At 72.0% G+C, this 15,625-nt stretch carries 16 protein-coding genes; 6 read left to right on the plus strand and 10 right to left on the minus strand.

Annotation, left to right across the window (positions count from 1 at the left end):
• On the minus strand, nt 1-614 hold a 614-nt coding region (locus M4J07_RS40325; RefSeq protein ID WP_255980801.1), incomplete at its 3' end, for a LysR substrate-binding domain-containing protein.
• 58 nt (nt 615-672) lie between these two features.
• On the opposite strand from M4J07_RS40325, the gene M4J07_RS40330 reads away from it, so the two are divergent.
• On the plus strand, nt 673-1,080 hold the full coding sequence (locus M4J07_RS40330) for a DUF5997 family protein (RefSeq protein WP_255980803.1): 408 nt from the start codon (nt 673-675) through the stop codon (nt 1,078-1,080).
• Nucleotides 1,081-1,224: 144 nt separating this feature from the next.
• Here M4J07_RS40330 and M4J07_RS40335 read toward each other — a convergent pair whose 3' ends face one another.
• Together M4J07_RS40335 and M4J07_RS40340 are read right to left on the minus strand one after the other, a co-directional pair.
• Nucleotides 1,225-2,412: an MFS transporter gene (locus M4J07_RS40335; protein WP_255980805.1), complete on the minus strand. Its 1,188-nt coding sequence runs from the start codon at nt 2,410-2,412 to the stop codon at nt 1,225-1,227.
• On the minus strand, nt 2,409-2,990 hold the full coding sequence (locus tag M4J07_RS40340; RefSeq protein WP_255980807.1) for a helix-turn-helix domain-containing protein: 582 nt from the start codon (nt 2,988-2,990) through the stop codon (nt 2,409-2,411). Before M4J07_RS40340 ends, M4J07_RS40335 begins: the two co-directional genes overlap by 4 nt.
• Here M4J07_RS40340 and M4J07_RS40345 point away from each other — a divergent pair.
• Nucleotides 2,989-3,519, plus strand: a complete 531-nt coding sequence (locus M4J07_RS40345; protein ID WP_255980809.1) for a GNAT family N-acetyltransferase — start codon at nt 2,989-2,991, stop codon at nt 3,517-3,519. The two genes, M4J07_RS40340 and M4J07_RS40345, sit on opposite strands and share 2 nt — an antisense overlap.
• A 50-nt stretch (nt 3,520-3,569) precedes the next feature.
• Here M4J07_RS40345 and M4J07_RS40350 read toward each other — a convergent pair whose 3' ends face one another.
• Nucleotides 3,570-4,091, minus strand: a complete 522-nt coding sequence (locus M4J07_RS40350) for an AAA family ATPase (RefSeq protein WP_255980811.1) — start codon at nt 4,089-4,091, stop codon at nt 3,570-3,572.
• A gap of 221 nt (nt 4,092-4,312) precedes the next feature.
• Here M4J07_RS40350 and M4J07_RS40355 point away from each other — a divergent pair, with 221 nt between their 5' ends.
• Together M4J07_RS40355 and M4J07_RS40360 are read left to right on the plus strand one after the other, a co-directional pair.
• Entirely contained in the window at nt 4,313-5,902 is a 1,590-nt protein-coding gene (locus M4J07_RS40355; RefSeq protein ID WP_255980813.1) for a carbohydrate-binding protein, read from the plus strand.
• A gap of 116 nt (nt 5,903-6,018) precedes the next feature.
• The gene (locus M4J07_RS40360) at nt 6,019-6,864 is read left to right on the plus strand and encodes an NAD(P)H-dependent oxidoreductase (protein ID WP_255980815.1); all 846 of its coding nucleotides are present in this window, start codon (nt 6,019-6,021) and stop codon (nt 6,862-6,864) included.
• On the opposite strand, the gene M4J07_RS40365 is transcribed toward M4J07_RS40360, so the two are convergent.
• The 4 genes from M4J07_RS40365 to M4J07_RS40380 are packed head-to-tail and all read right to left on the minus strand — an operon-like array spanning nt 6,815 to nt 10,838.
• A complete protein-coding gene (locus M4J07_RS40365; RefSeq protein WP_255980817.1) occupies nt 6,815-8,098 on the minus strand; it encodes an FAD-dependent oxidoreductase in 1,284 nt (427 codons plus the stop codon). The two genes, M4J07_RS40360 and M4J07_RS40365, sit on opposite strands and share 50 nt — an antisense overlap.
• A gap of 36 nt (nt 8,099-8,134) precedes the next feature.
• Entirely contained in the window at nt 8,135-8,851 is a 717-nt protein-coding gene (locus M4J07_RS40370; protein ID WP_255980819.1) for a maleylpyruvate isomerase family mycothiol-dependent enzyme, read from the minus strand.
• On the minus strand, nt 8,848-9,675 hold the full coding sequence (locus tag M4J07_RS40375; RefSeq protein ID WP_255980821.1) for a fumarylacetoacetate hydrolase family protein: 828 nt from the start codon (nt 9,673-9,675) through the stop codon (nt 8,848-8,850). The genes M4J07_RS40370 and M4J07_RS40375 overlap by 4 nt, the downstream gene beginning before the upstream one ends.
• A gap of 2 nt (nt 9,676-9,677) precedes the next feature.
• On the minus strand, nt 9,678-10,838 hold the full coding sequence (locus M4J07_RS40380; RefSeq protein WP_255980823.1) for a cupin domain-containing protein: 1,161 nt from the start codon (nt 10,836-10,838) through the stop codon (nt 9,678-9,680).
• A 74-nt stretch (nt 10,839-10,912) separates the two neighbouring features.
• Between M4J07_RS40380 and M4J07_RS40385 the strand changes: the two genes are divergently transcribed.
• The gene (locus M4J07_RS40385; RefSeq protein ID WP_255980825.1) at nt 10,913-11,701 is read left to right on the plus strand and encodes an IclR family transcriptional regulator; all 789 of its coding nucleotides are present in this window, start codon (nt 10,913-10,915) and stop codon (nt 11,699-11,701) included.
• Nucleotides 11,702-12,380: 679 nt separating this feature from the next.
• On the plus strand, nt 12,381-13,022 hold the full coding sequence (locus tag M4J07_RS40390) for a hypothetical protein (protein WP_255980827.1): 642 nt from the start codon (nt 12,381-12,383) through the stop codon (nt 13,020-13,022).
• Between the two features lie 198 nt (nt 13,023-13,220).
• Here M4J07_RS40390 and M4J07_RS40395 read toward each other — a convergent pair whose 3' ends face one another.
• Nucleotides 13,221-14,267, minus strand: a complete 1,047-nt coding sequence (locus M4J07_RS40395; protein WP_255980829.1) for a hemolysin family protein — start codon at nt 14,265-14,267, stop codon at nt 13,221-13,223.
• Nucleotides 14,264-15,598 carry a hemolysin family protein gene (locus M4J07_RS40400; protein ID WP_255980831.1) on the minus strand — a complete coding sequence of 445 codons (1,335 nt, stop codon included), beginning with the start codon at nt 15,596-15,598 and terminating at the stop codon, nt 14,264-14,266. The genes M4J07_RS40395 and M4J07_RS40400 overlap by 4 nt, the downstream gene beginning before the upstream one ends.
• Nucleotides 15,599-15,625: the final 27 nt, after the last annotated feature.

Below are 15,625 nucleotides of genomic sequence, written 5' to 3' on the forward strand. Positions count from 1 at the left end.
CGGGAGCTGTTCACCGTGCGGCCGCGCACGATGCCGATGAAGTCCTCGACCTGGTCGGTGGTCCGTTCCTCCGGCCAGGCGAGCGCCACGCTCGACTCGGGGGCGTCGGTCACCGTCCGGTAGGTGAGGTCGCGGCGGTGGTGCAGCCGGGCGAGGGACTGCGGCACCACGAGCAGGCCCACGCCCGCGGCGACCAGCTCGACGGCGTCGGCGGTGCGGGCGGGGCGCTCGAAGGCGGCCTGCCCGGGGAGGCTCTCCCACTCCAGGACGTCGTCGAGCGGATGCTGCACGATCTCGTCGGCGAGGTCCGCGAGCGTGACCTCCTCGACGGCGGCCACGACGTGGTCCTTGGGGACCACGACGACGGTCGTCTCCGTGTAGAGGGAGATCGCGCTGAAGTACGTGCGGTCCACGGGCAGCCGCACCAGACCGGCGTCGGCGTCACCGCGCCGCAGCACGTCCGCCACCTCCGCGGCCTCCACCGGGACGAGGGTGAGCCGGACGTCGGGCTGCCGCTCGTTCCAGATCCGCACCCATTTGGCGGGGGTGGCTCCGGGAACGTACGCGAGCCGGAACTCAGGGGTCGCCGCGGGGGTCTTTTCCGTGCCTGTCACGCCGCAAGGCTACCCGCCGTGGTCGGACCTCTCCGCCGCGCTGGATACCCTTGACCTCATGAGTTCGCACCAGACCGCCCAGACCATGAAGCCCGCCACCGCGGCGAAGAAGCTGGGTGTGTACCTCGAGGCCACGCCCGCCGAGTTCCGGGACGGCGTCGTCACGCGCGCCGAGCTGGCCGCGCTGCAGGCCGACCCGCCCCAGTGGCTCGTCGACCTGCGGGCCGCCGGCCCGCACCCGCGCCCGGTGGTCGCGGGCAAGCTGGGCATCTCCATCGCGGGCCTGGCCCGCGGCGGCGTCACCGAGCCCCTGACCACGGAGCAGATCGAGGCGCTCAAGGCCGAGAACCCCCGGTGGCTCCAGGAGGAGCGGGACACCCAGGCGGAGGTCCGCAAGGAGACCGTCCGCATCAAGAAGAAGCACGCGGAGGAGGCGGAGCGCCGGGCGCAGCGGTCCGAGGACTGACGACCGCCGCGACGCGCTCGGTCCCGCACGCACGCTGAGCGAGGACGGCCGGACCCCCTTGGGGCCCGGCCGTCCTTTCGTGCGCGCGGCGCCCTCCGTACGGGGGCGTGCTCCCTCCCGCGGGGGCACGTTCACCCGCCCGTATCAGACCTCGGCCGCCTCCCGCACCGCGCCCACCCGGGGGGCGTCCCGTCGCAGCCCCAGCACCCCCGCCACCACCAGCGCCGCGCACACCGTGCCGGACGCCGCGGGCCAGCCGCCGAGGGTGAGCAGGGGCGCCGCGAGCCCGGCGCCGAGGGCGCCCGCCAGGAAGTACAGGAGCAGATAGACACCGCTGAGGCTGCCGCCGCGGCGTGGGTCGACGGCGAGGATGCGGGTCTGGTTCGCGGCCTGTGCGGTGAAGCAGCCCGCGTCGAGCAGCGCGAGCCCCGCCACGGTGACCACCGGCCGGTCGAGGCCGGTGCAGAGCAGCGCCGCCCCGGCAGCGGCCACGGCCATGCTCGCCCGGATGACGGCGCGCGGCGTGTACCGGTCGCCGAGCCGCCCGGCCACCGGCAGCGCGGCGAAGCCGAGCGCCCCGGCGAGGCTGTAGAGGCCGATGGTGGCGGAGTCCAGCGCGTACGGCGGCTGCGCGAGCCGCACGGTGAGCGCGACCCAGACGAGACTGAAGGCGAAGTACCAGAGGCTGCCGTTCAGGACCGCGCGGCGCAGCGTCCCGTAGCGGCGCAGCAGTCCCGGGAGCGCGGCGAGGGTGGCGAGATAGCCGCCCGTGGGTGCGGGCCGCTCCCCCGGCAGCCGCCACCACGCCGCGCCCGCGCACCCCAGGACGAGCGCGGCGAACGTGAGCAGCATCCCGCGCCAGCCGAGCGCGTCGGCGAGCGCCCCGCCGACCAGCCGGCTGAGCAGGATCCCGGCGGACATTCCGGCGGCGACGAACGCGACCGCGGCGCCGCGGCGCTCCTCGCGGGCCCCGCGCCCCGCGATGGTCGACGCCATCGCGCTCACGCTCGCCCCCGCGCCGACGATCACGTACGCGACGAGGAGCACCCCGAGGCCCTGGGCGAGCGAGGCCAGGACCAGGCCGGTCGCGAGCAGCAGCAGTTGTCCCGTGACGAGGCGACGGGGTGCCGCCCGGTCCGCGAGGGGCAGCAGGAAGGCGAAGCCCGCGATGCATCCGGCGAGCGCGGCCGTGGTGACGAGTCCGATGGCGGCCGCGGTGGTGCCGGTGTCGCGGGCGACGTCGCCGAGGGCGGGCTGGACGGCGTAGTTGTTGGCGAGCGCCGTCCCGGCGATGCAGGCCAGCAGTCCCGCACGGGCGCGCCGCCGGCTCACGGCGCCTCGCCGCGCACCAGGACGACGGCGTAACGGCATTCCTGTTCGGTGGAGTTGACGAAGACGCAGGGTGCGGGGGCGCCGAGCTCGACGGTGTCCCCCGCGGCCAGCTCGTGGACCGTTTCCCCCTCGCGGAAGGTCAGGTGGCCGTCGAGCACCCAGATGATCTGCCGGTGGAAGGCGAACGCGGCGGCGGGGTAGGGAACTTCGGCCCCGGCGGGCAGCCGGATCTCCGCCACCTCGGCGGGGAACCCGGGCCCCGACACCTGCCGTCGCACGTATCCGGTCTCCGGATCGAGCCACTGCGGCGCCGCGCCCGCACGCCGTACGCGCTCCGCGTCGGCCGCCGCCTCCCCCTCCGGGTCCAGCAGCGTGGCGACGCTCAGCCGGAAGGCGGCCGACAGCTTGCCCAGGACCACCGCCGTCGGGTTGCTCTCGCCCCGCTCGATCCGGTTGATCATCGCCTTCGACACCCCGGACGCCTCGGCCAGCTCCGCGAGGGTCCAGCGGCGCCCGTCCCGCTCGGCTCGGATGCGGGCGCCGATGCGCTCCACCAAGGGGTCTACGATATTGGACATGAATCCAATATACGAGACCGCCGACGCCCGGGTGCGGGCGGTGACGATCCGCCCGGCACGCCCCGCCGACCTGGACGCCGTGCTCGCGATCCGCAACCACGCCATCGAGCACGGTACGGCGCTGTGGACGGACACGCCCCAGTCCCGCGACGAGGGCGCGGCGTGGCTGGCCGCGCATCTGGCGCGGGGTTCGGCGTACGTCGCGGAGTCCGGACCGTCGGTCGTCGGGTTCGGGGTGTACGGCCCCTGGAAGGACTACTCCGGATTCCGGCACACGGTCGAGAACTCGGTCTACGTCGCCGAGGGGCAGCACGGCCGGGGCATCGGCGCGGCCCTCCTGAGCACGCTGATCACGTCCGCCGAGGCGGCCGGCCTGCACGTCATGATCGCGGGGATCGAGTCCGGCAACGCCGCCTCGATCCGCCTGCACGAGCGGCACGGCTTCGAGCACGCGGGCACGGTGCGCGAGGTGGGCACGAAGTTCGGCCGCTGGCTCGATCTGACGCTGATGCGGCGACAGTTGGGCTGACCGGCCGCGAGCCCCGGAGGGAACCGCGGCCGGCGCGGCGGCGGGCGGCCTCAGCCCTTGACCGACTCCACGATCCGCCGGGCGGCCTCGGCCGGGGTCAGGTGCGTCGTGTCGACGACCTCCGCGTCGGCATGCAGCCAGGTGCGGGCCGCCTCCGCGTAGGGCTCCAGGTGCCGGAACCGGAAAGGCCCGGGAGGCACGACGGTGTCGCCCTCGATGCGGGCGCGGAGCGTGTCCTGGTCGGCGTGGAGGACGAAGTGCCGGACCTCGATGCCGTGTCCCGCGAGGCCCTCGCTGATCTCGCGCCAGTACTCCTCGACCAGGACGGTCATGGGCATCACGAGGGTGCCACCGGTGTACTCGAGGACGCGCCGGGCGGTCTCGACGACGAGCGGCCGCCACGGCGGCCAGTGCTGGAAGTTGTCCGTCGCGGGCAGTCCCGGCTTGATGTCCATGAGTGTCTCGCCGACCTTCTCGGCGTCGAACACCTGTGAGTCCGGGAGCAGTTGCTGCACCAGCGCACTGGTCGTCGTCTTGCCCGCGCCATGGGTTCCGTTGAGCCATACGATCATGGCGCTCCACCCTACTCACACCTGAGTCCCGGCGTACCTTCATCGTTCATGTAGACGAACAACGATCACATACATAGCCATTGACGTGATCACGGCAACAGCTCTAGCGTGCCGCAGAAAGGGCTTTCCCTCCCTGATTATGGCGCCCCCGGGCGTCCTCGTTCACGGATTCGAACCAGAACTTGACCAGTCCTGTTCACGCACGCATCTGGAGACGAACGATGAAGTCACGAGCCGCGAGACCCGTCATCAGCATCGCGTCCGCCGGCCTGCTGGCCGGCACCCTCGTCGCCCTGGCCGGCCCCTCGGCCCAGGCCGCGACGACCCGCTACGAAGCCGAGTCCGCGCCCGCGGTGTGCACCGGCGCCGTCGAGACCGAGTGGGCCGGCTACTCCGGCAGCGGATTCTGCAACGCCACCAACTCCACCGGCGGATACGCCCAGTTCACCGTGTCCGCGTCCGCGGCGGGCACGGCGACCCTGAGCATCCGCTTCGCCAACGGCACCACCACCGCGCGGCCCGCGAACGTCGTGGTCAACGGGTCGACCGTGGCATCGGCGTCCTTCGAGGGCACCGGCACCTGGACCGGCTGGACGACGAAGACGCTGACCGTCCCGGTGACCGCGGGCAGCAACACGATCCGGCTGACCCCGACCACCGCGAACGGCCTGCCCAACGTCGACTACGCCGACGTGGAGACCTCCGGCTCCACCACACCGCCCACCAGTGGCGCCCTCTACGTCTCCCCCGGCGGCACCGACGGCGCGGCGGGCACCATCGACGCCCCGACCACCCTCACCTCGGCGATCGGCCGGGTCGCCGCGGGCGGCACGATCTACCTGCGCGGCGGCACGTACGCGTACGGATCGACGATCACCGTCCCCGCCGGCAACAACGGCACCTCCGCCGCCCGGACCACCCTCGCCGCCTACCAGGGCGAGAAGCCGGTCCTCAACTTCTCGGCCCAGAGCGAGAGTTCGTCCAACCGCGGGCTCCAGCTGTTCGGCAACTACTGGCGCGTGTACGGCGTCACCGTCGAGCACGCCGGTGACAACGGCATCTACGTCGGTGGCAGCCACAACGTCATCGAGCGCACGGTGACCCGCTTCAACCGGGACACCGGGCTCCAGCTCGGCCGGACCGCCTCCTCGACGCCCGCCGCCGACTGGCCGTCCGACAACCTGATCCTGAGCGCCGAGTCGCACGACAACGCCGACTCCGACGGCGAGGACGCCGACGGCTTCGCCGCGAAGCTCACCACCGGCACCGGGAACGTCTTCCGCTACGCCGTCTCGCACAACAACATCGACGACGGCTGGGACCTGTACACGAAGTCGGACACGGGCGCGATCGGCCCGGTCACCGTCGAGGACTCCCTCGCCTACGGCAACGGCACCCTCAGCGACGGCTCCCAGGCCGGCAACGGCGACCGCAACGGCTACAAGCTGGGCGGCGAGGACATCGCCGTCAACCACGTCGTGCGGCGCAGCTTCGCGGTGAAGAACGGCAAGCACGGCTTCACCTGGAACAGCAACCCGGGCTCGATGACGGTCTCCGCCAACGTCAGCGTCGACAACGGAGAGCGCAACTTCAGCTTCGACGGCGGCAGTTCGGTCTTCCGCGACAACACGTCGTGCCGCAGCTCCAGCGGCACGAACGACCGGATCATCGGCGACTCCGACAGCTCGAACCAGTTCTGGTCCGGGTCGAACGGCTCCCGCTGCTCCTCCTACGGAGGCGCCCTCGGCTGGTCGTTCGCGTCGGACGGCCGGCTCGTGGTGACGTTCGGCGGCAGCCAGGTCACCCCGTAGTCCGCGCGAGCGCGCCACGGTCCGCGTGGGCCGTGGCGCGCTCGTGGCCAGATTCTTTCCCTCCCTGGCCATCTGGCCAGTGACGGGAGGGCGGTCCGGCCGCGCACCATCGGGGCATGAGATTCCTCTGGGTCTTCGCCCACCCCGAACCGCGCTCCCTGAACGCCTCCCTGATGCGTGACGCGCTGAGCACCCTGGACGGGCTCGGCCACGAGACGCGTACGTCCGACCTGTACGCGATGAAGTGGAAGGCGGTCGTCGACGCCGACGACTTCGGGGGCGAACCCGGCGACGGCGAGCGGCTGTTCGTCGGGGCGGCGCAGGAGCACGCGTACGCGTCGGGCGCGCTGAGCGAGGACATCCGGTCCGAGCTCGACAAGCTCGCGTGGGCCGACGTCGTCGTCCTCCACTTCCCCCTGTGGTGGTTCGGTCCGCCCGCCATCCTCAAGGGCTGGCTCGACCGGGTCCTGGTCCAGGGCGTCGGCTTCGGCGTCAAGGACGGGGCGGGCCGCACCCGCCGCTACGGCGACGGCGGTCTCGCCGGGAAGCGGGCCCTGATCGTCACGTCGGTGGGCGCCCGCCCGTCCGGCTTCGGCCCGCGCGGCATCCACGGCTCGCTGGACGAGGTGCTGTTCCCGCTGCTGCACGGCACGTTCTGGTACACGGGGATGGCGCCCCTCGCCCCGTTCGTCGTGTACGGGGCGGACCGCCACACCCCGGCGGAGTACGCCCGCACGGCCGCCGCGCTTCGCGCCCGGCTGCGTGCCCTGCCCACGGCCGAGCCGCTGCACTACCACCGGGAGGACGGCGGCGATTACGACGAGGACCTCGTCCTGCGGTCCGGCCTGGCCCCCGGCCGGACCGGCCTCGGCATCCACCGGGCGGCCGGCCCGTCGGGGGCGCGCGAGGCGGTCAGGCCGCCGGCTGCTCCACGGCCGCCGAGGAGAGCGGGATCGGCGTGAACATCGCGGGCTCCTCGTCCGGCGTGAGCGCGGTCGGGCCGTACACCCAGTCGGTGAACGCGTAGTCGTGGGTGTCCCGGGCCCGCAGGATCGCGTTGCGCCGCAGCCGCGCCTCCCCGTCGAGGTGCCACAGCTCGCCCCAGGCGCGGGCCGTCGTCTGCACCCGCCGGCAGTGCTCCACCCGGACCGCCTCGTACGCGGCCAGCGCGCCGTCCCAGTCCGGTTCGGTGCCCGCCGGGGTGGCCTCGACCAGCCGGGCGTAGTGTTGCGCGAGCACCCAGCCGTCCTCGATCGCCATGATCGCGCCCTGCGCCATGTACTGGAGCGGCGGGTGCGCGGCGTCGCCGAGCAGGGCGATCCGGCCGTGCACCCAGGTCTCGATCGGATCGCGGTCGAACATCCGCCACCAGCGGTCCCGCCACATCAGCGGGATGCCCACGCCGACCGTCTCGCAGCTGCCCTCGAAGGCGGCGTCCAGCTCGTCGGGGGTGCCCCAGTCCGCCTCGCCCGCCAGGGCCTTGGGCGACTCGAACACGGCGACCTGGTTGAACATCTCGCCACCGCGCAGCGCGTACTGGACGAAGTGGCGGTGCGGGCCGACGTACACGGTGACGTCGTGCTCCGCGATGCCGTTGTCCTTGACCTCCTCGATGGGGACGGCCGCGCGGTAGGCCACGTAGGAGGAGCTGACCACGTCGTCGCCGATCAGCTGCTGCCGGGCCACGGAGTGCAGTCCGTCGGCGGCGACGACCAGCGGGGCGGTCTCGGTCCTGCCGTCCTTCAGCAGGACCCGGGCGCCGCCCTCGGTGTTCTCGTAGCCGACGACGACCTGGTCGTTGAGCAGCTCGACCCCGGCCCGCTCGCAGGCGCGCAGGAAGATGCCGTGCAGGTCGCTACGGTGGATGACCATGTAGGGGAAGCCGTAGCGGCGTTCGAGGTCGCGCAGGTCGAGGCGGGTGAGCACCTCGGAGTCGACCGCGTCCCGCATCACCATGTTCGCCGGGACGACGCCCAGCGACTTGGCCTCGTCGAGGAGTCCGTAGTCGGCGAGGATGCGGGTGCAGTTGGGCGCGATCTGCAGGCCGGCGCCGACCTCGCCGTACTCCGGGGCCTGTTCGAGGACGCGGACCCGCAGTCCCTGGCGGGACAGGGCGTAGGCGGTGCTGAGGCCGCCGATGCCGCCGCCGACCACGAGGACGTCCGGTTGTCCGGCGGGCGTGGGTTCAGGGTTCATGAGGCTGTTCCTTGCGTGTGCGGGGCGGGCCCCGGTTCAGAGCCAGGCGCCGAGCTCGGGGGCGGGTGAGCCGTCGGCGGTGCGCAGGTCGGCGTCCCGCCCGGTGAGGTAGGCCGTGATGGCGGGCAGGTCTCCCGTGACCTGGAAGGTCTCGCCCGTGCCCGGCAGCTCCCAGCGGGAGCCGGTCACGGTCCGCAGGGTCACGGCCGGGCCGGGGGCCGCGGCGCGCTTGGCGGTGACGTCGTCGCACAGGGCGGCGAGGAAGTCGGCCGGCAGGTCGGCGAAGGAGACGTCGGTCGCCAGGTCGACGGCGTGGACGCACACCTCGCGGGAGCGCATCCAGGGCAGTTCGGTGGCGGGGACGGTGCGGCCCTGGGCGGTGACGACCTCGTGGCGCCACTGCTCGTCGGTGAGCCGGTCCATGCCCGCCTCCAGCGCGTCCGCCGAGCGGCGCAGCCAGGCGGTGAGCCGGGCGGCCGGCAGGGCGCGGCCGCGTTCGATGCCGGCCGCGCGCTCCTCGGGCGAGGCGTACATCGGGGTGGGTTCGCCGGTGGCGGCCCAGTGCACCAGGTTGGACAGGGCCTCGGCGTTGGCGGCGACGTGCGCGGCGACGTGGGCGCGGGTCCAGCCGGGCAGGGCGCTGGGCGCCGCATACCCGGCGTCGTCGAGTCCGGCGACGGCGTCGAAGGTCAGCTCGGCGCCGGCCAGGGCCCAGCGCCGGGCGTCGGCGAAGGTGCGGGGGGCGGCGGTCACGCGCCGACCACCTTGTTGGTGCAGGCGCCCAGGCCGGTGATCTCGGTGACCACGCTCTGGCCGGGGAGCAGGAACACCTTGGGGTCGCGGGCGTTGCCGACGCCGGCCGGGGTGCCGGTGGCGATGATGTCGCCCGGGCGCAGGGTGATGACGGTGGAGATGTACTGGACGAGGAAGACCGGGTCGAACAGGAGGGTTCCGGTGTCGTCCTGCTGCATCACCTGGCCGTCGACGACGGTGCTGACCTGGAGGGCGGGGCGGACGCCGCCGACCTCGTCGGGGGTGACGACGTAGGGGCCGACGGGGGTGGTGGCCTCCCAGATCTTGCCCTGGGTCCACTCGATGGTGCGGAACTGCCAGTCGCGCGCCGAGATGTCGTTCATGACGGTGAAACCGGCGATGGCGGCGGCGGCCTGCTGCTCGTCGGCGCGGCGCACCTGCTCGCCGATCACGACGGCCAGCTCGACCTCCCAGTCGAACGCGTCGGTCTCGGGCGGCTTGACGATGTCGTCGTGCGCGCCGATGAGGGTGTCGGCGAACTTCGGGAAGAGCGTCGGGTGGGCGGGCAGGTCCCGGCCCATCTCCTTGATGTGGTTGGTGTAGTTGTGGCCGACGCAGACGACCTTGGAGGGGTGGGGGACGACCGGGGCGAAGTCGGCGTCCGCGGCCGGGTAGGTGGGGCCGGAGGCGGCGGCCGCCTCGGTCCGCCAGTCGGCCGTGGCGAACAGTTCGCCGAGGTCGGCGTGGCCGAGGTCGACGTGGACGTCGCCGTCGAGGCGGACCGCGCGGGTGCCGTCGGCGGTGCGGATGGTGGCGAGCTTCATGGTCAGGCGTCCTTCTGGGTGCGGTGGAGGCGGAGCGCCTCGAAGACGGGGGCGTCGGAGAAGCGGAAGAGGTCGAGGGCGCCCGCGTCGGAGTCGGTCGCGCCGGCCTCGGAACGGGCGGAGAACGGCTCCCAGGACGGGACGACGAACAGGTCGCCGCGGGCCACCGTCCAGGTCCTGTCCCCGACGGTCACCACGCCGGAGCCGTCGAAGACCTGGTAGACGGACGAGCCGGTCTCGCGCACCGGCGCGGTCTCGGCGCCGCGGGCGACGCGGTGGAACTCGGCGCGGAGGGTCGGCAGGACGTCGGAGCCGTCGTGCGGGTTGCTGTAGCGGACCGCGGCGTGGCCGGGCTCGACGGTGCCGCCGAAGCCCTCCTTCTCCAGCAGCAGCTGGTCCCTGAGGGCGGCGTCGGTGTACTCCCACTTGTAGGACAGCAGCGGGCTGCCCGGTGCGGTGGGGGTGGCGGACAGCGGGCGCAGGCCCGGGTGGCCCCACAGCCGCTCGGAGCGGGAGCGGTCCGGGGTGGTCCGCTCGGCGGCGCTGATCTCGTCGCGGCCGAACTCGAAGAACTGGGCCTCGGTGAGGTACTGCAGGGGGATGTCGAGGCCGTCGATCCAGGCCATCGGCTCGGAGGTGGCGTTGTGGTGGGCGTGCCAGTTCCAGCCGGCCTGCGGGAGGAAGTCACCGCGGTTCATCGGCACCGGGTCGCCGCCGACGACCGTCCACACGCCGGAGCCCTCGACGACGAACCGGAAGGCGTGCTGGGTGTGGCGGTGCTCGGGGGCGTCCTCGCCCGGCATCAGGTACTGGATGGCCGCCCACAGCGTGGGGGTGGCGAAGGGCCGGCCGCCGAGGGACGGGTTGGCCAGCGCGATGGCGCGGCGCTCGCCTCCGCGGCCGACCGGGACGATGTCGCCGGCCCGGGCGGCCAGTTCGCGCAGTCGCTGCCAGCGCCACAGGTGCGGTACGGCGCGCGAGCGCGGGTGGGCCGGCATGAGGTCGCCGATCTCGGTCCACAGCGGGACGAGCAGCTCGTTCTCGAAACCCCGGTACAGCTCTTCGAGGGCCGGGGTGACCTCGGGCTGGCCCTCCGCGGCGACGGCCTGCAGCCGCACCGGGGAGCCCGCGGCGATGTCATGGGCGAGGGAGGACTGAGTCATGGCCACAGCCTGCGGCGTTTCTCTCTGAAGAACACGTAGATTCTGAAGAGCAGAACAACGCACGGGAGAACGCCATGGACAAACCGCTGAAGAATCCGCCGCCCTACCCCATCGCCAGCGTCGACCACGCGCTGCGGGCGGCCACCGTCCTGCAGTTGGAGGGCGGTGCGAGCGTGTCGCAGATCGCCGAGCGGCTGGGCGTCGCGCGATCGACCGCCCACCGGATCCTGGCGATGCTCGTGTACCGGGACTTCGCCGTCCAGGGCGAGGACCGGATCTACCGTGCGGGTCCCGTCCTCGAACTCGCCACGCACTCCCAGTCCCTGGTCTCCCGGCTGCGGGCGGCGGCCCTGCCGCATCTGCACCGGATCGTCGCCCTCCTCGAGGAGACGGCGAACCTGACCGTGCGCACCGGGGACACGGTGCGGTTCATCGCCAGTGTCGAGTGCGCGCAGGCGCTGCGGGTCGGCTCGCGCGAGGGCATGGTGTTCCCGGCCCACCGCACCACGGCGGGCCTGCTGCTGCTCGCCGATCTGTCCGACGAGGAGCTGGCCGAGGTGTACGCGGCCGAGCGCTACCGGGAGCGGCCGGCCGAGCGCCCGGATCCCGGGCAACTGCGCACGGAGCTGCGGAAGGTGCGGCGCAACGGGTTCGCCGTGAACAAGGGGCGGTCCGAGCGCGGTCTGGTCGCCGTCGGCGTGCCGGTGCGCGACCGGGAGGGTGCCGCGCTGGCCGGCCTGTCGGTGTCGCTGCCCAGCGTGCGCTACGACCCGCAGCGGCTGCGGTCCGTGGTGGCCACCCTGGACGCGGCGGCGCGCGCCGTGGAGCAGGACCTCGCGGAGCTCGCCCCGGAGGGCCGCTGACGTGCGAACGGGCCCGTACGGCACCGCAGTTGGCGTCGCGATGTCGTACGGGCCCGTCGTGGGCGGTCGTTCCGGGCACGAGCCTTCGATACCAAAGCGTTTCCCGCATTCGAAATGTCCTGGCACGGAGAAACGGCCGTGCTGATCTCTACGCCCTGACCAGCTGGCACCGGACCGCCCCCGACCCCTTCGCGACTGGTCGAGCTGAAGGGGAACCCCTCGAAGAAGAAGGTCAACGGTGCCGAACCAGCACCGACCAGGGCGCCCCTCTGCCGCCCGGGACCTGAAGGGCGAGCCCCTGGCCGAGCGGGACCGCATCGCCCCGAGCTAGACCAGCTCGGGCTTCTGGCCAAGGCCGGCAGGGCTTACCTGGTCGCCTACTGAGGGGCGGTCACGCCCCCTGGGGGCTCCCTCTCAATCGCCCTACTGCACGGGGACTCATACCAGTGGACGCGAGTAAAGTAGACAGCCCTATTTTTCCGCTTCAACCGGAACTGACGGGACGGAGGCGGTCGATATGACGGCAGGTGACAATGGGACTTCTGTAAGGTCGCGAGTCTGGGGAGTTGCACTTACCGCCTGTCTCGCCCTGGTCACAGCGGCGATGATTGCATTCCTAATAGTCGGGATCGAATCGCGGCTTCTACGGCTGAGCACCCTCTTCCTCGCCAGCACCGCGATGGCCGGTGTCGTCATGCGCATCCCGTCATCCTGGCGCACCCGATTAGGCTTGCTAGCAACGTCATTTCTCGCAGCAATCGGAGTACTCCCGATCCTGGTGGACAACCCGGAACCATCGCCTGCCACCCGTAGCTCCGTCGAGCGAATCAATGCTGACTATTTAGCCGCGCTCATCCGCAAAGGGCCATTCACCGAAACGCTCCCACCATGGGTGCAGGCCGCCGGTTTCGGGGACGTACAGCTCAACGACGCCTCCCCGCGAGTCGACGCCGTGGCGCTGAAGTTGAAATGGGCGCCACCGCCCCCGTCACCGTACTCGGACCCCGGAGAAGGGTTCAGCGACCCTCTGGCGCATTTCGAAATCTATAACAGCCCGGAAGATGCGAATCATCGAGCCACCACGCGAATTTCTCAAGTGAAGGAACTCTACAAAGAGCGCGGCCCCGTCTATGGAAACCGAAAATCCTTTATGATCTTCGGCAATGGCGAAACAATCGCAGGTGGCGCGCGCGGATACGTATACGTCGAGGCGTACGGCATTCCTGACGCTAACGCTTACGTGCCGACGGCGACCGGGACCGTCAACGCAATGTTGAACTATGCCCACAAAATGGAAAAGATTGCCGCCGAAGACGGTTAAAAGGATTCCGGCTCAATTGCTGGGGCGTCGGCGTGAAGTGCCGGAGGTTGGCGGTTCGAATCCCTCGATTCCCACATGGGGTAGCTCCCCTGGTTCTGAAACTCGGGCTGATCACCTGGCGGAGGAATCGCGCGCCTGGTTCAGCGCATCTAGAACCAGCCCTTCGTCTACGGCCACGTACCCGGCGGCAACTCGTCGTCAGCCTCGACGGCCACCAGGATCTCGGCCGCCCGCGCCGCTACGGCCCACCAGTTCGGACAGGACGTCCTCCATGGTCACGAAGCCGAGCACGGTGCCCTTCTCGCCGGTGACCGCGGCCAGGTGACTGCCCGCGGCGCGCAGCGCGGTGAGCGTGTCGTCCAGCGGGGTGTCGAGCCGGACCCTGGTGAGCGGGTGCAACACCCCTGCGGGGAAGGGGAGTTCACGGTCGGCGACGCCCAGGGTGTCCTTGATGTGGAGGTACCCGAGGAGCGTGCCGCCGGGGCCCGTGACGGGGAACCGGGAGTATCCGGCGGCCGCGGCGATCCGCTCCAGGGCGGCCGGGGTGACCGTCGCGTCGACCGTCGTCATCCGCTGCGCGGGAACGAGGATCTCGCCGACCGGCCGCGTGCCCAACTCCAGTGCGTCGCGCAGCCGTTCACCGTCCTGCGGCGAGAGCAGTCCGGCCGCGCTGGAGTCCAGCACCATCCGGGCGAGCTGGTCGTCGGTGAAGACGGACTCGACCTCGTCCTTCGGCTCCACGTTCAGCAGCCGGAGCAGCGCGTTCGCGAACGCGTTGATGCCGAGGACGAACGGCTTGAGTGCCCTGGTCACCGCCACGAGCGCCGGACCGAGCAGCAGGGCCGTGCGCACCGGCGCGGCGAGCGCGATGTTCTTCGGCACCATCTCGCCGAACAGCATGTGCGCGTACGTCGCCACGGTCAGCGCGATGACGAACGAAATCGGGTGCACGAGCGCATGCGGTACGTGCACGGCCTCGAATCCCGGCTCCAGGAGATGGGCAATCGCCGGTTCGGCGACGGCACCGAGCACCAACGACGAGACGGTGATGCCGAGTTGGGCGGTGGCGAGCAGCGCGGAGAGGTGCTCCAGGGCCCACAGGGTGGAGCGGGCCCGCTTCTCACCCGCCTGGGCGCGCGGTTCGATCTGGCTGCGCCGCACGGAGATCAGCGAGAACTCGGCGCCGACGAAGAACGCGTTGGTGAGCAGGGTGAGCGCGCCGATGGCGAGCTGCAGGCCGGTCATCGGGCTTCCTCCGTCAACTGAGCCTGCGCAGCGGCCCGTTCGGCTATCCGGACCCGGTCGGCGCGGTGGTGGTCGACGCGGAGGACCGTCAGCTCCCAGCCGTCGAGGTCGACACTGTCGCCGGCGACGGGGATCCGGGCGAGGCGGGTCGCGACGAGTCCCGCCACCGTCTCGTACGGGCCGTCGGGCACGGTGAGCCCGACCGGGGCCAGCTGGTCAATGCGTACGCCGCCGTCGGCCTCCCAGGCGGTGCGCCCGTCGGTCGTGGGGGCTGCGGGGTGCAGGTCCGGTGTCTCGACGGGGTCGTGCTCGTCGCGCACCTCGCCGACGACCTCCTCCACGATGTCCTCGACGGTCGCCACCCCGGCCGTGCCGCCGTACTCGTCGATGACGACGGCCATGGTGCGGGTCGCGCGCAGCCGCTCCAGGAGCCGGTCGGCGGGTAGGCTGTCGGGGACGAGGAGCGGCTTGGTGGCCAGCTCGGCGACCGGGGTGAGCCGGCGCTCATCGGGGTCGAGGGCGAGGACGTCCCGGATGTGGACCGTACCGACGACCTCGTCGAGGCTGTCACGGTAGACGGGGAAGCGGGACAGACCGGTGGCGTGCGTCAGGGCCGCCGCATCGGCCGCCGTGGCGTGCGCCTCCAGCGCCTGGACGTCGACGCGCGGGGTCATGACGTTCTCCGCGGTCAGCTCGCTCAAGTGCAGGGTACGGACGAACAGTTCCGCCGAGTCGGCCTCCAGGGCACCCACGGCCGCCGAGTGCCGGGCGAGCGCCACGAGCTCCTCCGGACTGCGGGCGGAGGCCAGCTCTTCGGCCGGCTCCAGGCCGACGCGGCGCACGAAGCGGTTCGCCGTGTCGTTCAGGTGTCGGATGAACGGGCCGAAAGCGGCGGTGAAGCCGCGCTGCGGCCCGGCCACCACCTTGGCCACGGCCACCGGGCGGGCGATCGCCCAGTTCTTCGGCACCAGTTCACCGACGACCATCAGGATCACCGTGGACAGGGCCACGCCGAGCACGGAGGCCACCGACGACGCGGCGCCACCGAGCCCGGCGGCTTCGAGCGGACCGCGCAGGAGGGCGGCCAGCGACGGCTCGGCGAGCATGCCGATCACCAATGACGTGACGGTGATGCCGAGTTGGGCACCCGACAGCTGGAACGTCAGGGTCCGTACGGCCTTCAGCGCGCCGCCCGCCCCGCGCTCCCCCGCGGCGGCGGCCCGCTCCAGGTCACCACGCTCCACGGTGGTGAGCGAGAACTCGGCCGCCACGAACAGGGCGCAGGCCAGCGTCAGGAGCAGGGCGAGCAGCAGCAACAGCACCTCGGTCACGGGCCCGTCACCCCCGCACCGCGCAGG

The organism is Streptomyces longispororuber, assembly GCF_024448165.1.
In the GTDB taxonomy this organism is placed as follows: Bacteria; Actinomycetota; Actinomycetes; order Streptomycetales; family Streptomycetaceae; genus Streptomyces; species Streptomyces longispororuber_A.